The organism is Paenibacillus sp. AK002, assembly GCF_053903045.1.
On sequence record NZ_CP096377.1, the window covers coordinates 2,062,100 to 2,077,327 of the forward strand.

14 protein-coding genes are annotated in these 15,228 nt (G+C 50.6%); 11 read left to right on the forward strand and 3 right to left on the reverse strand.

The genetic code is table 11. The annotated features are described in order from the left end of the window. Positions 1-50: 50 nt before the first annotated feature. From M1D70_RS08830 to thiI, 4 genes are all read left to right on the forward strand, one after another. Positions 51-413 carry a hypothetical protein gene (locus M1D70_RS08830; RefSeq protein WP_009592139.1) on the forward strand — a complete coding sequence of 121 codons (363 nt, stop codon included), beginning with the start codon at positions 51-53 and terminating at the stop codon, positions 411-413. A 156-nt stretch (positions 414-569) separates the two neighbouring features. Next, positions 570-1,259, forward strand: coding sequence for a lytic transglycosylase domain-containing protein (locus M1D70_RS08835; protein ID WP_009592138.1), 690 nt, complete (start codon positions 570-572; stop codon positions 1,257-1,259). Between the two features lie 168 nt (positions 1,260-1,427). After that, on the forward strand, positions 1,428-2,588 hold the full coding sequence (locus tag M1D70_RS08840) for a cysteine desulfurase family protein (RefSeq protein WP_456289654.1): 1,161 nt from the start codon (positions 1,428-1,430) through the stop codon (positions 2,586-2,588). Further along, a complete protein-coding gene (gene thiI, locus M1D70_RS08845) occupies positions 2,585-3,823 on the forward strand; it encodes a tRNA uracil 4-sulfurtransferase ThiI (protein ID WP_456289655.1) in 1,239 nt (412 codons plus the stop codon). The genes M1D70_RS08840 and thiI overlap by 4 nt, the downstream gene beginning before the upstream one ends. Positions 3,824-3,943: 120 nt before the next feature. On the opposite strand, the gene M1D70_RS08850 is transcribed toward thiI, so the two are convergent. Beyond that, positions 3,944-4,636 (reverse strand): TerC family protein, encoded by a 693-nt coding sequence (locus M1D70_RS08850; RefSeq protein ID WP_036666045.1) that lies wholly within the window; start codon positions 4,634-4,636, stop codon positions 3,944-3,946. A gap of 128 nt (positions 4,637-4,764) precedes the next feature. On the opposite strand from M1D70_RS08850, the gene M1D70_RS08855 reads away from it, so the two are divergent. The 5 genes from M1D70_RS08855 (at position 4,765) to M1D70_RS08875 (ending at position 9,795) form a co-directional block, all read left to right on the forward strand. Further along, complete coding sequence (locus M1D70_RS08855) at positions 4,765-5,427, forward strand: TerC family protein (protein ID WP_456289656.1); 663 nt, start codon at positions 4,765-4,767, stop codon at positions 5,425-5,427. A 258-nt stretch (positions 5,428-5,685) separates the two neighbouring features. Next, positions 5,686-6,198, forward strand: coding sequence for a hypothetical protein (locus M1D70_RS08860; RefSeq protein ID WP_009592385.1), 513 nt, complete (start codon positions 5,686-5,688; stop codon positions 6,196-6,198). Positions 6,199-6,350: 152 nt separating this feature from the next. Beyond that, positions 6,351-8,192 carry a translational GTPase TypA gene (gene typA / locus M1D70_RS08865; protein ID WP_456289657.1) on the forward strand — a complete coding sequence of 614 codons (1,842 nt, stop codon included), beginning with the start codon at positions 6,351-6,353 and terminating at the stop codon, positions 8,190-8,192. Between the two features lie 39 nt (positions 8,193-8,231). Further along, positions 8,232-8,525, forward strand: a complete 294-nt coding sequence (locus M1D70_RS08870) for a YlaH-like family protein (protein WP_009592386.1) — start codon at positions 8,232-8,234, stop codon at positions 8,523-8,525. Positions 8,526-8,688: 163 nt separating this feature from the next. Beyond that, positions 8,689-9,795 carry an LCP family glycopolymer transferase gene (locus tag M1D70_RS08875; protein WP_456289658.1) on the forward strand — a complete coding sequence of 369 codons (1,107 nt, stop codon included), beginning with the start codon at positions 8,689-8,691 and terminating at the stop codon, positions 9,793-9,795. Between the two features lie 456 nt (positions 9,796-10,251). Here M1D70_RS08875 and M1D70_RS08880 read toward each other — a convergent pair whose 3' ends face one another. Beyond that, positions 10,252-10,929, reverse strand: a complete 678-nt coding sequence (locus tag M1D70_RS08880) for a YhcN/YlaJ family sporulation lipoprotein (protein ID WP_456289659.1) — start codon at positions 10,927-10,929, stop codon at positions 10,252-10,254. Positions 10,930-11,067: 138 nt separating this feature from the next. Here M1D70_RS08880 and M1D70_RS08885 point away from each other — a divergent pair, with 138 nt between their 5' ends. Both M1D70_RS08885 and M1D70_RS08890 read left to right on the forward strand, forming a co-directional pair. After that, positions 11,068-12,399, forward strand: coding sequence for a PhoH family protein (locus M1D70_RS08885; RefSeq protein ID WP_096773061.1), 1,332 nt, complete (start codon positions 11,068-11,070; stop codon positions 12,397-12,399). A gap of 197 nt (positions 12,400-12,596) precedes the next feature. Continuing rightward, the gene (locus M1D70_RS08890; protein ID WP_456289660.1) at positions 12,597-13,847 is read left to right on the forward strand and encodes an extracellular solute-binding protein; all 1,251 of its coding nucleotides are present in this window, start codon (positions 12,597-12,599) and stop codon (positions 13,845-13,847) included. Between the two features lie 34 nt (positions 13,848-13,881). Here the strand turns inward: M1D70_RS08890 and M1D70_RS08895 are convergent, their stop codons facing one another. Then, the gene (locus tag M1D70_RS08895) at positions 13,882-14,994 is read right to left on the reverse strand and encodes a coiled-coil domain-containing protein (protein ID WP_456289661.1); all 1,113 of its coding nucleotides are present in this window, start codon (positions 14,992-14,994) and stop codon (positions 13,882-13,884) included. Positions 14,995-15,228 lie beyond the last annotated feature (234 nt).

The window sequence follows — 15,228 nt, forward strand, 5'->3', positions numbered from 1 at the left end:
AAGTCCGGGTTCCGGGCACTTTAGGATGATGGAAATGGAGGAAGCGAGCTATGGATAAAAAACATCGCAAAAATAAAATGAAGGTTGTTCAAGGCAAGCGAAACCGGGTAGACTTCCCGCGGAAGGACCACCGCGAGGAATATGCAGCCGAGGTGGCTCCGCCAATGGAAACTTCGGTACGCCATGCAGACGAGGATAAGACGGATCTGTCCACCGGCCGGGCGGTCGGATACGTAGGCCTGGTATTAGGAATAGCCTCCTTGTTCATGTGGTCGGTCATTCTCGGACCTATCGCGGCTGTCGTGGGTTATTACGCTTACAGCAAAGGCAGCAGAACGACAGGTGCTTGGTCCATAGGACTCGGCATTCTGGCGACGCTCAGTTATTTTATCTTGATTCCTTTCAGCAGATAATGATTGATTTATTTATCATCGTTCAATATGGGCGGGTCAACCGGGAAGAAGGGTTGCTCCGCCTATTTTTTTGTCGAATAGGTATAGCAGATTGTTCCAGTTCCGTGATAAAATAAGGACAAGTTTGAAATTTAACGGCAGAAAGTGAGTTAAACGATGCAAATAGATCCGATATCATGGAAGCAAATGACGGATGTATCACAGATGAATACGAATTCCACCGAATCGTCAGCCGGATTTGTCAATGTGCTGAGCAGCCTGCTTAACGAAGAATCCACTTCCAAACCGGTTGAACGTTCCATGACACAGCTGGCGCCCGGCGTCACCTTTAAGGACGGGCTGTTGTGGCAGCAGTTAGGCGTTGTGAATGAGTCCGTATCGTCGAGCACCTCGATAGAAGCAGAGGTCAACGACACCGGGGCAACAAAGCCTACGACTTTTGAGGATTTAATTACGGCGGCAGGGGAACGCTATGGCGTGCCGGTATCGTTGATCAAAGCGGTCATCGACGCGGAATCCTCGTTTAATCCGCATGCGGTCTCGTCTGCAGGTGCCAAGGGACTGATGCAGCTCATGGACGGTACGGCGAGAGGACTCGGGGTAAGCAACCCTTTTGATCCGGCTCAGAACATCGAGGGCGGTACCAAATATTTGTCCAATCTGATCCAACGGTTTGGCGGAGAGATAGCCATGGTGCTTGCTGCCTATAATGCAGGGCCGACACGCGTCGCGGGTTTGGGTGTATCCAGCGATGAAGAGCTGATGTCCGTGGCCCATGAATTGCCCAAGGAAACCCAGGCATACATTAGCAAAGTCATGAACGCCCAGTCGAAATACGCATTGTAGTCCGACTGGGGCGAATAGTAATCTGATAGAGGATCAAACGATAAGCGCCGCCTTGTCCAAGGCAAGATGGAGTGCGGCTTTACCGTTTGGTCTTTTTGTGTAAATATAAAGGTCTGGAATCATAAGCTATTTAATCTGCGATGCGTAAGATGGAAAGGGGAAATGACCTTGATATATTGGGATCACGCTGCAACGACCCCTCCTTTTGATGAAGTAGTGGACACGATGGCGGAAGTCATGAAGCTTCATTATGCTAACCCGTCAGCCCTTCACCGTTCAGGCGAAGCGGCCGCCAAATTGCAGAAAAGGGCAAGAGAGGTGTGCGCAGCCGCGCTGGACGTTCAGCCGGATGAGATCGTATTTACGTCCGGGGCAACCGAGGGCAATAACATGGCGATAAAAGGGGCTGCGATGCAGTACAGCAGCCGGGGCAAGCATATCATCACGACAGGAATCGAGCATCCATCCGTATATGAATGCTGCAGACAGCTGGAAACGCTGGGCTGGGAAGTGACATACCTTCCCGTGGATGCCGAAGGCATGGTGGATCTGGCTGCCTTAAGCGAAGCGGTCCGTAAAGATACGGTGCTGGTCAGCATCATGCATGTGAATAATGAAACGGGGGCCGTACAGCCGCTTGAGGAAGTGGGGCGTATCGTGAAGGAGCGGAACCCGCGCACGCTGCTGCATGTCGATGGCGTACAAGGATTCGGCAAGGTCCCGGTCTCGCTATCCGGGTGGCAGGCCGATTTGTACAGCTTGTCCGCACATAAGTTCAACGGTCCAAGGGGAATGGGGGTGCTGTACATCAGGCGAGGCGTCCAGCTCTTTCCCTTGATATCCGGCGGATCCCAGGAGAGCGGGCATCGGGCGGGCACGGAGAATGTTGCCGGAGCGGTAGCGATGTCTAAGGCCATGCGATTGTCCAGGGAAAATCAGCCTGAGCTTTATGTCAGGATGACGGAGATCAGGGAGCTGCTGTTTCAGGGCATCCGCAAAATTCCGGGCTTGGTGTTAAACAGCAGCGAACAGAGCGCGCCGCACATCATTCATTTTTCGTATCCGGGATTAAAACCCGAGGTGATGGTCCATGCTCTGGAAGAGATGGGCATGCTCGTATCGACCAAATCGGCTTGTTCGTCGAAATTCAGCGAGCCCAGCCGGGTACTGTTAGCGATGGGAAAAGACTTGGAAGCAGCTTCCTCCGGAATTCGTATCAGTCTTGGCAAGGAGCATCAGCTGGGCGATGCAGCGCGGCTGGTCGAGGTATTGGCGAAAGTTTGCGGGAACCTGCGTCCCATCATAGAAAGAGAGGGTAATCGGAGATGACTTACGATAAACTGCTGCTTCGCTTTGGCGAGTTTACCCTGAAAGGCAAAAACCGCAACCGGTTCGAGAGATCGGTGCTGAATCATATTCGAAGCGTGCTCAGACCGTATCCAGGCGCGAAAATCATCAAGGAATACGGCCGCCTGTACGTCGAGCTTAACGGAGAGTCTCCCGAGGCGCTGATTCAAGTGCTGAAGAAGGTGTTTGGCCTGGTTTCCATCAGTCCTGTTCGCGTATGCTCTTCGGAACCTGACCGCATTATCGAAACAGCGGTTGATTTTGTGGGGCAGAAGGAACTGGAAGGCACGGTAACCTTCAAGGTCAATGCCAGAAGAGTATGGAAGCAATTCCCTCATTCCTCGCAAGAGATGAATCATTTGGTCGGTTCGCCATTGCTGCGGACCTATCCCCAGCTAAAAGTGAAAGTGAAGCAGCCCGATATGGAGCTGCGCGTGGAAATTCGGGAGAACGAGACGTATTTGTACTATGAAGTGATTCCCGGCGCCGGCGGTTACCCCCTTGGTACGAACGGGAAGGCAATGCTGCTCCTCTCCGGAGGAATTGACAGTCCTGTAGCGGGCTGGTCAGCGATGCGCAGGGGACTTGAACTTGAGTGCGTCCACTTCTACAGCTTCCCCTACACCAGCCAGCTTGCGAAGGAAAAGGTCATGGAGTTAACGAGGCTGTTATCGGGCTATACAGGAAAAATCAAGCTTCACCTGGTGCCGTTTACCGATGTGCAGACCTCCTTTGTCGGTATCGGCCAGGACAATCTGATCATTACTTTTATGCGCAGAGCCATGTTACGGATTGCTTCCTCGCTTGCTGAGCGGGAAGGTGCACTGGCGATCGTGACCGGGGATAGCCTAGGACAAGTGGCCAGCCAAACGCTGCCGAGCATGAATGTGATCGGAAGAGCTACCGAGCTGCCGCTGCTCCGGCCGCTCGTCATGATGGATAAGAACGACATCATCAACATTGCGATGGACATCGGCACATTTGACACGTCGATTCTGCCGTATGAGGATTGCTGCACATTGTTTGTTCCTAAATCGCCGACCACCAATCCGAATCTGAAGATTATCGAGAAGGTGGAGGCTTCGCTTACCGAGCTGCCTGCCTTGATTCAAGCGGCGATTGAAGGCACGGAGACCGTGACCATCACGCCGGACAGTAAGATCGGCGAGCTTGGCGAGAAGCGTGAGGAGCCCGTAGTCAACGAAGACTGGTTCTAAATCAGGTATGAAGCGGTGGCCGTCATGGCGCCGCCGGCAGAGTGTCTTATGCATTTGATTATAAAAACGCCCCGAGGCTTATCGTAAGCCTCGGGGCGTTTCTATAATATGTTGAGACCGCTAGGACAGAGTGGACGACTGACGGCGAGCGGCTGATTTTTTTTTCAGATGTCCTGCCGTCAGCACGCCGACGATGATGGCGGCAATGAACAGATATTTTATAATCTGGTGCCCTTCAAAGTACCCCATAAAATGCTTCTCCTCGGTAATCATGGAGGATGCCGTATATGCAAGCACCGCAGAACCTACATAGATAATCCACGGGAAGCGGTTGATCAGCTTGATGAACAGGGTGCTGCCCCATACCACGATGGGAACGCTGATGAGCAGGCCCAGGGTTACAAGGATCATGTTATGTTTGGCCGCGCCGGCAACGGCAATGACGTTGTCCAGACCCATGGCGGCATCGGCTACAATGATGGTGCGGATGGCCGCACCCAGGTTGTTGCCAGCCTTGATATTGCCGTGATCATTATTGTCGTCGGTCAACAGCTTGTAAGCAATGCCGATCAGGAGCACGCCTCCCACAAGCAGCAGCCAAGGGATGTTGAGCAGCCAGACGACCAGGATGGTGGCTATGATGCGGAGAATTACAGCACCTGCCGTACCGTAGATAATGGCTTTTTTCTGGGTTTCCTTCGGAAGATTGCGTGCCGCAAGGCCGATTACGATGGCGTTGTCCCCGGCCAATATCAAATCCAAAAACACAATGTTGATTAATGCAAGAAAAAATTCAGCGGCTGTGGTTTCCATGAATGTCACTCCTCTTAGAATACGTTCCACCATTAAACAAAGTGGATTTATTATAGGCCTATTTTTCCTGATGTGCAAGCATAGCCTGGACAAAAACCACATATGTGTAGAGTGGGGGTGTTGTTCTGGTGGAGACGATTTTTTTGTTGGGACAAATATTAGTGATCAATCTTGTACTCAGCGGCGACAATGCCTTGGTCATTGCTATGGCCAGCAAGGATCTTCCGGAAATACACCGCAAACGGGCCGTTTGGATCGGGACGGCGGGGGCTGTACTTTTGCGCTGCATTCTGACTTTTGTGGCCGTTCTGCTGTTGAAAATTCCGTTTCTGCAGGCTGGCGGCGCATTGCTGCTCATCTGGATCGCGGTCAAACTGATGATGCAAAAGGAACATGATCCTTCGAGCATGACCAGGGCTTCCACGATATGGGGCGCGGTCAATACGATTCTGATCGCCGATTTTGTCATGAGCCTGGACAATGTCTTGGCAATCGCGGGGCTTGCCAATGGCGATCTCTCACTGATTGTCATCGGGATTATATTAAGCATTCCAATTGTTGTATGGGGAAGCGGGATGATCTCCAGGCTGCTTCAAAAGTTTCCCGTACTGCTCTATATAGGTGCCGGTATTCTAGCTTTTACAGCAGGCGAAATGCTCATACAGGATTCTCGCGTCGGCTTGCTGCTGGCTTATTGGATGCCCTATGCGCACAGCTTGCTGCCGATTATCGTTGCAGGTTTCGTCGTTCTCATCGGCGGATTGCAGACGGTAAGACGGACCGGCACGTAAACGGGGACATTTCTGCAGGCTGCGGTGTTGGACATACTCATGCGGAAGCTGTAAATCGGAGAAATGGACGACTGTCTCGCGCAGTCGTCCATTTCTTGTGATGCTAGGCCGATGCCTCATTGACCGGGCGGGGCAATTTTTAAGCGGAACAAGCTCGGGATATGGTTTTTTTTGTCGGTTTGGGCTAAAATTAACGTAACTGCTTCTGTTAGAAACCGCTGTTTATGGTGATACATATATTGAAGAGAGGGTGATCAAATGTCCTCCAGAAAAGATTTGGCATTGGGTATTTTCATCGTTGTCGCTGGAGTCGTTATTTTGCTCGGCAAGCTTGGCGTATTCGGATTTCTGGGCAGAACGTTATGGCCGCTCGTCCTGCTGCTGCCGGGTGTTTTTTTGCATATCCTGTTTTTTGGTCGCCGGGCTTCTGCCGCTATACTGATACCGGGCGGTATTCTGACGGTATACGGGCTTCTGTTCCTCATATGCAATATCGGCGGCTGGGGACTAATGGCCTCATTATGGCCTGTTCTCATTCTCGGTGTGGCCGTAGGCCTGTTTGAGTATTATCTGTACGAGAGCCCGCGTCCCGGCGCTGCACTGCCGATTGCGCTTGGTCTGACGGCGCTTTCCGTTGTGATATTCATCTTCACCTGGCTTCAGACAGGAGCGTTCTACATTATTGCGCTGATCTTGATCGCGGCGGGCGCTTGGATGATCTTCGGCCGCAATCGTTCGAGACGCAATAATAAATGGAGCCGAGGCTGGTAATCGGGAAGAGGTAAAAGTTGCTGGAAGTTTTCTGAAAAGACTTGATTTTCCCGCTCGTTTACCTATATTATAGGATGTATGTTGAAGCGTCGGCATGTCGTCCGGCGCTTTCTTTGTGGCTCATTCGAATAGAAGGGATTTGAGATATATTTATGCAATCAAGAGATCAGATTCGCAACATTGCCATTATTGCTCACGTTGACCATGGCAAAACAACACTTGTAGACCAACTGCTGCAGCAGTCCGGTATTTTCCGGGAGCATGAGACGCTGCAGGAGCGCGCGATGGACTCCAATGATTTGGAGCGCGAACGCGGTATTACCATCCTAGCCAAAAATACGGCTATTACGTATAAAGATTTCTTGATTAACATTGTGGATACGCCTGGACACGCCGATTTCGGCGGTGAAGTCGAACGTATCATGAAAATGGTCGACGGCGTTCTGCTCGTTGTTGACGCATACGAAGGCTGCATGCCTCAGACCAAGTTCGTTCTGGGCAAAGCGCTTGCCCATAACTTGACGCCAATCGTCGTTGTAAACAAGATCGACCGTCCGGCTGCTCGTCCAGCTGAAGTGATCGATGAAGTGCTTGACCTGTTCATTGAGCTTGGAGCGAACGACGACCAGTTGGACTTCCCCGTAGTATATGCATCTGCCCTAAACGGTACTTCTAGCATGGATCCGGAGAAGCAAGACGATAACATGCTTGCTCTTTACGAAACCATTATCGACCATATCCCTTCCCCTACCGAGAAAGTGGACGAGCCTCTGCAGTTCCTCGTTACCTTGATGGATTACAATGAATATCTGGGCCGTATCGCCGTCGGCCGCGTGAATCGCGGTGTCATTAAGCAAGGCCAACCGGTTGCTGTTATGCTTAGAGACGGTTCCACGAAGAATGCCCGTATCGAGAAGCTGTTCGGTTTCCAAGGACTGAAGCGGATCGAGGTCGCTGAAGCAGGCGCTGGCGACATCGTGGCGATCGCAGGCATCAAAGACATCAACATCGGAGAAACCATTGCGGATCCACAGCATCCGGAAGCCCTCCCGGTTCTCAAAATTGACGAGCCTACCCTGCAAATGACGTTCCTGGTGAACAACAGTCCTTTTGCCGGACGCGAAGGCAAATGGGTGACATCCCGCAAGCTTCGCGACCGTCTCTTTAAAGAACTGGAAACGGACGTCAGCTTGAGAGTGGATGAGACGGACAGCCCGGATGCCTATATCGTTTCGGGACGCGGCGAGCTTCACCTCAGTATCCTGATTGAGAATATGCGTCGTGAAGGCTATGAGCTTCAAGTATCCAAGCCTGAAGTTATCGTAAGAGAAATCGATGGCGTCAGAATGGAGCCGATCGAACGCCTCCTGATTGACGTGCCGGAAGAGAGCATGGGCGCTGTTATGGAAAGCCTTGGAACACGTAAGGCCGAAATGGTCAACATGGTGAACAACGGAAACGGTCAGGTACGTCTGGAATTCCTGATTCCGGCTCGCGGGCTTATCGGCTACCGCACCCATTTCTTGACGCTGACACGCGGCTACGGCATTATGAACCATGCGTTCGACAGCTATGGCCCGCTGGTTGGCGGCCAAGTGGGCGGACGCCATCAAGGCGTGCTGGTTTCCACGGAAAACGGATCTTCGACGTTCTACGGCATGATGTCGGTTGAAGACCGCGGAACCCTGTTCCTGGAACCGGGGACCGAGATTTATGAAGGCATGATCGTCGGGGAGCATACCCGCGACAACGATATCGTCGTCAATATTTGTAAAGAGAAGCAATTGACCAACGTTCGTTCGGCAACGAAGGACGATACGGTGAAATTGAAAACACCGGTCATCTTCTCGCTTGAGCAAGCTCTGGAGTACCTGAACGACGACGAGTATTGCGAGATTACGCCGAAGTCCGTTCGTCTCCGCAAGAAGATTTTGAACAAGAGTGAGCGCGAACGCGCAGAAAAACATCGTAAAATGGCGCAAGCAAATCTATAATAGATAGAGATCTACTTGCCCAAAAGGAGTGAACCTATCATGCAGGAATGGTTTGCCGCGCACCCGCTCGTTTCGTATATCGTCATTTTTGTGCTGATCACCTACGTTTACAACAAGGTATTCCGAGTGAAGCAGAAGCTTCCTCTCTTGAAGGAGATTCTCCTGTATATCTTGATGGCCCTGGGTTCGGCGATACTGCTTGTGTTTCAGATCGATAAGCTGCCGATTATCCAATGCTTGTTGGTCGCCGTGGCGTTGATGCTGATGGTGCGTATTCGATACTTTGTTGAAGATCGTCAGAAGAAGAAGGCTCAAGCCGAGCCGAAGTCATAAGGTTTGTAGAAATTTAGCAATTCAGGCAACAACCATACGGCAACTTTTTGTCAGTCCCCATCGTTTATAAGAGAGAGAAGTCAACCATGGTCCGGTAAATGCTTCGAAATGTGAAGCGTTTATCGGACATTCATCTAATTTGAATGAAATCAGGTGTTATGATATGAATCCTACTCATACCAATCTCCCTCCAAGAGCCAAAAGTGGGGGGAAGGGCAAGAAACAGCCAGTTCCTAAAAAGAAGAAAAGCCCATGGAAATCATTCTTTAAATTTATATTAATCGTACTGCTAATTGCAGTATTGACTGCCGCAGGTTACGCCGGGTACCTGTTCTTCAAGGGGAATGAGGTTATCGAGAAAAGCGGGATCGACAAACCGGTAGCTCCGGGCCATTCTGCAAAAGAAAAACCGATTACCGTGCTGCTCTTAGGAACCGATCATCGTCCGGAGACAGGGACGTATCTGACGGACGTGGTGATGGTCGCCTCCATGCATCCGGAAACCAATACGTCGACGCTGGTTTCTCTACCCCGGGATACGCTGATTGAACTTGAAGGATACAAGGCGACGAAGCTGAATGCTTATTACCCGAGGTTTAAAGCGGCCTACAATGCTGCCGAGAAAAAGGAACCGGGGAGCGGCATTCAGGCTGAAGAAGAAATGAAAGTCATGATGAGCAAATATCTTGGCGTTAATATCGACTATGTAACGGTTATCGATTTCCAGGGATTCCGTGACGTTGTGGACACCTTTGGCGGCGTAGATGTCAATGTTCAATATAATATGTGTTACCGCGATACTGCCGACGGGACCGACATTAATCTCACTGTGGGTCCTCAGAAGCTGGATGGCAAGAAGGCGCTGGATTATGTTCGTTACCGTAAATCCAGTAACAGCTGTTCGCCGAGAACGAAGGAGTCAAGCGATTTTGAGCGTAATGCCCGCCAAAGCGAAGTATTGCATTCCTTGCTCGACAAGATGAAATCGCTCGGAGGCGTTGCGAAGGTGGGAAATGCGCTGGATGCGGTCAGCGACAACATGACCACCGATTTCGAGCAGGAGCAGATCCGGAATTTGATTGCGACTTATTATGATATCGGAAAAGATGATGTGAAATTCATGCCGGTTACAGGCAATTGGAAGAGCCCTTATGTATATATTAGCAGCAGCGAGCTGGATGCAGCCAAACAAGCGCTGCAAGATGAGCTAGCAGGGAAACACAACGCCGGCGATCAAGGAACAGAAGCGGATTCTGCAACGGCTCCGTGACAATTGAAGGCAAGTTTTATCGTATGTTATAATACAATGTATCAGATGGAGATCATTGTACAGGAGGCCGAAGGAATGTCCTACCTCATGATGCATACGACACACCCATTGATCCATAGTCGGCAGACGGGTTGCCCTGCCCCTGCATCGGTGCGGGCGGATTCCATTAGGGAATGGGAATCCTTCGGATGTCGTCCTTCTGATTCCATGTCGCTCATGACGGGTTCTTTCGACATGGGTGTCCATGTTGCACCGAATAAGCAGTCATACTCCAAATATGTTAACGGTCATGTCCCTAGCGAAGCCGTTATGTCGGTTAGTGGTGTTGTTATGACCTTAAAAAAAGCCCAGTGAGTTTCACTGGGCTTTTTTTGTATGAAATTTGGAGACTTGTGACGGACAAACTCGGGTCATGACGGGATATGTCCGCGAGTAAGACCGAATTCATCCTCAAGTTTATTTCCCGTTTTGTGGATGGGCCGGTGCATGACTGCGATGATTTGGTTTTACTGTTTTAGCACCGTTTTGCTGCACATTTCCGTCTTGCTGCCCATTCCCGTTTCGCTGTGCATTCCCGTCTCGCGGCGTTACGTCTTTCGGCAATTGAGGGATGATACGGCCAACGATGTCTGCAAGTTCACTGGCAAGTCCGGAAACAGGATGTCCCTCCTGAATGTGCCGACCAAGGTCGGCAATCCGGTTGGCTACGTCCAAATCGGCGGTAACCAGTGCATTGGCGCCTGCCGGATCGGTTTGAAGGGCTTCCGCGACCGTGTATTTAATGGTTCCAACTTCTGCACGATCTAAATTTCCATCTACATTCAGCCCGACGACAGCCGTTTTGCCCATGACAACACAGTTCGCGTTTTTAACGCCAGGCACGCTCTCAGCCAGTGATTTCAGGTGATTTGCGGTTGTGGCGTCAACTCGTCCGTTGTTATCATTTACGTTACCGACACGCCCCGTATTGGGGTTATCCGGTGTCCAACCGTCTACATTGTTGGTGGTATAACCTCTGTTCCCATTCATGTTGCGAACACTGTTAGCAGTGGTTCCATCGGTTTGATTACGAGGAGAGGGTGATGCATGGTTATTGGCGGTCCCGCAGCCTGCGAGCAACAACACCGCCAGCATGATGGATAGAGCAGCTCTCATGGATTGATCTGTCCTTTCGTAATAGAATTCGCTAAATTACTCCAGTCGCTACGCTTATTATGTCCGGGACGGAAAGGTTTATGTGTGTACCTGATGAAGAAGCAGTGGAGGGATAAGATGAAAAAAATATTTGTACTGGATACGAACGTACTGCTGCATGATCCTCAATCGATTTATGCATTCGAGGAGCATGAAGTCATCATTCCTGCGGTGGTTCTTGAAGAGATTGATTCCAAGAAGCGAAATGCCGATGAAATCGGCCGCAATGCCCGTATGGTCTCCCGATTGCTTGATGGGCTTAGAGAACAAGGTCATCTTCACGACGGAGTTCTTCTGGAGAACGGCGGGACGTTGAAGGTTGAGCTTAATCATCGCAGCTTCGTCAAGGTACAGGAGTTATTTAGCGAAGCATCGAACGACAATCGTATTTTGGCTGTCGCGTTAAATTATAAATTGGAGGAGGAGCCGAAGGAGGACGGAAGACCCGTTGTTCTTGTCAGCAAGGATGTCCTCGTTCGAATAAAAGCGGATGTGCTTGGGCTAACGACACAGGATTATCTATCTGACCGCACGGCGGATCCAAGCGAATTATATCCGGGATTCTCAACGATCAAGGTGCATCCTTCCGTGATCGATGAATTCTACAGCTATCGTTATTTGCCGATTAAACCACTTCAACTCTCTTATCCGCTTTATCCGCACGAATTCGTTATTCTGAAGGACGAGATGGGATCCGGCAAGTCTGCCCTGCTTCATGTGAATGAGGATGCAACCCGACTAGAGCCCCTTCATCTAAGCAACGAGCCCGTATGGGGCATCAGTGCCCGGAATGCTCAACAGCGCATGGCGATTGAGCTTCTCCTGAATGACGACATTCCGCTGGTTACCATTACGGGAAAAGCCGGTACGGGCAAAACCTTGCTGGCATTGGCAGCAGGACTATCCAAGGTGGAGGATGAGCACAAATACAAAAAACTGCTCATTGCGCGTCCGGTCGTTCCGATGGGGAAAGATATCGGATATTTGCCGGGAGAAAAGGAAGAGAAGCTGAGACCGTGGATGCAGCCGATCTATGACAACCTGGAGTATTTGTTCGACACCAAGAAATCCGGCGATATCGATAAAATATTGATGGGTCTGGGAAGCATCCAGGTAGAAGCACTGACTTACATCCGCGGTCGCTCCATTCCAGGTCAGTTCATCATCGTTGACGAGGCTCAGAACTTATCACGCCATGAGGTCAAGACGATTGTTTCCCGGGCGGGAGAAGGGAGCAAGGTGATACTGATGGGGGACCCCGAACAGATTGACCATCCCTACCTGGATGCCGTTAGCAATGGGCTGACCTATGTGGTTGAACGATTTAAGCAGGAAGGTTTAAGCGGACATATTACGCTGACTAAAGGGGAGCGTTCCAAGCTGGCACAGCTGGCGGCCGATTTGCTGTAGCATTATATTTCCCGAGAAATGATCTCACAAAGTAATTCGTACGAGAAGGACTGTCCGAAATTCATAGGACAGTCCTTTTAGCGATCGGGTCCTATTAGTAAAATATGGACTGGTAAATTATAAAAAAAGATAGGACAAGAGCACTATAAGTTTGGTAAAATAAGGGCATGCGACTATGGGAGGAGTGAAGAGGGGATATGAAGCGGAAGAAATATTGGTTCTTATTCGCCATTTTATTATTATCCTTATCCAGTTTATCTCCCAGCTTTGACTTCACTCATCATACGAGACGGGAACCGCCCGGGGATGAACCGATTCCTCCGCAGCAGAGGCCGGAGGTACCAGAGAGCGACCTGGGCCCCATCAAGGTCGGCGTCCATTTGAATCCGGACGAGCTGAGGCACCTGAAAGCGCTCAACGAACGCTTTATGGAAGAGACCGGAGCCGAGATCGAAATCACGCCTCTAGAAACGGCCGATACGGAGAAAGAATCGTTTTTGCTTCATATGTCCCTTGGCGAAGGACCGGACATTATATTAACGGATTCTCATTACATTAAAGCGCTTGCAATGACGGGATATCTTCTGCCCGTCGATGCATCACAGACAACGGTGACCGGCGAGGATACCCTGAATGGTCTTCTGCCGCAGCTGCAATGGAACGGGTATCAATGGGGAATGCCTTTTGATATAGATCCCTATATCGTGACCTGGCAGACCAAAGGGAAGGACGGCGCCTCATTTAACATGCCGGAGAGCCGACAGGCTTGGCAGGAATATATGGAGCTTCATAAGACGAGCCCCGTCCTCTCATTTGATCCGAAGGATCCTTACGCATTCGGCGCGGCGGTGCATTTGCTTGAAGGCGATCCTTCCAAGCCGGATCAAGAAGTACTTGAAATGTTAATCCGCAATCACCTTGGAACGCCGGAATCGTCCCGCGGCGCAGCAGATACGATAGAAACGGGGCAGGAACCTTCCTCTGGCACAGAGGAGGCTTCCGTGGCCGTTGAGCCGTATTCGAGCTTCGCGGACCGAGAGGTAAGCGGATTGTCTTCCGCATTGGCCATGGGAAAGAGTCATTTGAATACGCCGGTTGTGCGAGCGAGAAGTTTTGCGGTAGCCGCACAGACGGAGTCGTCTGCGCTTGCCATGAAATGGATTACGTATATGACAAGCAAAGAGATGCAGCAGGAATGGAGCAAAACGTCAGGAACACTCCCCGTCGTACCCGAAATGTATGTCACGGGCACGAACCTGAGGGATCGGGGCATTTGGCAAAAAGCGGCGGTCCCCGCCCAGGTGCTGCTCTCCCGGAATGAGCCGGCCGCCTTGGATTTTGGCGATTCAGAAGGTTTCCAGACTTATAGCGAATCAGCATATCGATTGCTGCATGGCGAAATAACGGTTGAAGAATATATGAAATTGTACACGCCTGCTCAACCATAACAAGAAAAAAAGCTGCCCTCTCGGGCAGCTTTTTCTATAGATCCAGCTCCATTTTGACCACTAATCGTTGATCATCGCTTGCAACCTCCGTCGCTTTCAAGAAAGAAACCAGCTGCTTGGGATAAAAGTTCATGTCGAATTCTTCCTGCAGCGCTCTGCGCGTTGTGTCGGGCAATTCCAGACGGTTGAACACAAGTTTGTCGACTTCAAACATAATGGCATTCTCCGGTTCGTTAATGACGGTGTATTTCCCTTCAATCAGCAGCGACAAATTTCCGCTTTCGCCGGAAGCTATTACTTTTCCATCGTCAAAATGAAACGCAAAGCTATTAAAGATTTCGTCTTCGGATCTTAAAAACGTGTTGAGATCATCTTCATGGATGTCGATGGTATATACCTTTCCGTTGGTCTTCAGCATATTCTTGCTGCCTTGGACGAACGACGGCAGATTTTCCATGGCGCTAGCCAGGGCCTGGAAATGACGCTTCACCTCGTACAGCCCTACATTCTCCCAATAGAGGGTAAACTCCTCGATCAGCCTCTTCATGGCATCCGGATTGCTGCTGGCTGTGAGTGCTCCATCTACCTGCTGCTCAAGCGCAAGCACCCGTTCGCGCTGCTTCACCAGGCTGTCCTTTACTTCGGCGAGCCGGGACGCATTCCGTGCTGCTTCAGCCTGAGCGGAAGCAAGGGAGCGGTACTGATTGTTATACACGGTAAGCGTATCCCGGTCGTTCTGAATAATAATATCGTAAAAGTCCATGACGCGGAAAAAGCCGGCTAAGTCTTTAGCAGACAGCAGCATGAAAAATAAGTTATCCCGCTCACCCATGTAATATGACCGAAGGACGGCAGCCGCCCGATCTCGCCGGTCTTCAATACGCATGCCCATATCCTGGATTTGGGTTTGCAGCTCGCTCTGAAGAGTCTGCAATTCCTCCATGCGTTTGGTTATCCGTTCGATTTCATGATCGATTTCCACGATGGAGAGGCTGTCCTCCAGAAGCTTGCGCGCCTCTTCCGAGTCAGGCATGACGGGGCTGACATCCTGCTGGGAATAAACCGCAGCGGGAGCACCAATGAAGCAGAAGAACAGGGTTAAACACAGCAAGACCGGGAGGAGTGGGTATTTTACTCGTACTTTCAAACGGGAGTCCTCCTTGCATGGTTGTTAGTCGAAAGGATACCAACCACGGTCTGTCCCTTCATTTTAACCAATATATGACGCGTACGACTCAATTATCAACCTTTAGGCACTAAAAAAGCGATCCGGCAGCTAAAGCACCCGATCGCTCTTTTAAGTACTTGTTCTCTAATCGCAAGGAAAATCCACCAGCGCAGCCTCAGGTTGTCCAGGTTGACCGCCGGCGGATCTCGAATA

Coding starts and splice junctions, on each gene's coding strand:
- M1D70_RS08830 (WP_009592139.1), top strand. CDS start 51: ATGGATAAAAAACATCGCAAAAATAAAATGAAGGTTGTTCAAGGCAAG.
- M1D70_RS08835 (WP_009592138.1), top strand. CDS start 570: ATGCAAATAGATCCGATATCATGGAAGCAAATGACGGATGTATCACAG.
- thiI (WP_456289655.1), top strand. CDS start 2,585: ATGACTTACGATAAACTGCTGCTTCGCTTTGGCGAGTTTACCCTGAAA.
- M1D70_RS08850 (WP_036666045.1), bottom strand. CDS start 4,636: ATGGAAACCACAGCCGCTGAATTTTTTCTTGCATTAATCAACATTGTG.
- M1D70_RS08860 (WP_009592385.1), top strand. CDS start 5,686: ATGTCCTCCAGAAAAGATTTGGCATTGGGTATTTTCATCGTTGTCGCT.
- typA (WP_456289657.1), top strand. CDS start 6,351: ATGCAATCAAGAGATCAGATTCGCAACATTGCCATTATTGCTCACGTT.
- M1D70_RS08870 (WP_009592386.1), top strand. CDS start 8,232: ATGCAGGAATGGTTTGCCGCGCACCCGCTCGTTTCGTATATCGTCATT.
- M1D70_RS08875 (WP_456289658.1), top strand. CDS start 8,689: ATGAATCCTACTCATACCAATCTCCCTCCAAGAGCCAAAAGTGGGGGG.
- M1D70_RS08880 (WP_456289659.1), bottom strand. CDS start 10,929: ATGCTGGCGGTGTTGTTGCTCGCAGGCTGCGGGACCGCCAATAACCAT.
- M1D70_RS08885 (WP_096773061.1), top strand. CDS start 11,068: ATGAAAAAAATATTTGTACTGGATACGAACGTACTGCTGCATGATCCT.
- M1D70_RS08890 (WP_456289660.1), top strand. CDS start 12,597: ATGAAGCGGAAGAAATATTGGTTCTTATTCGCCATTTTATTATTATCC.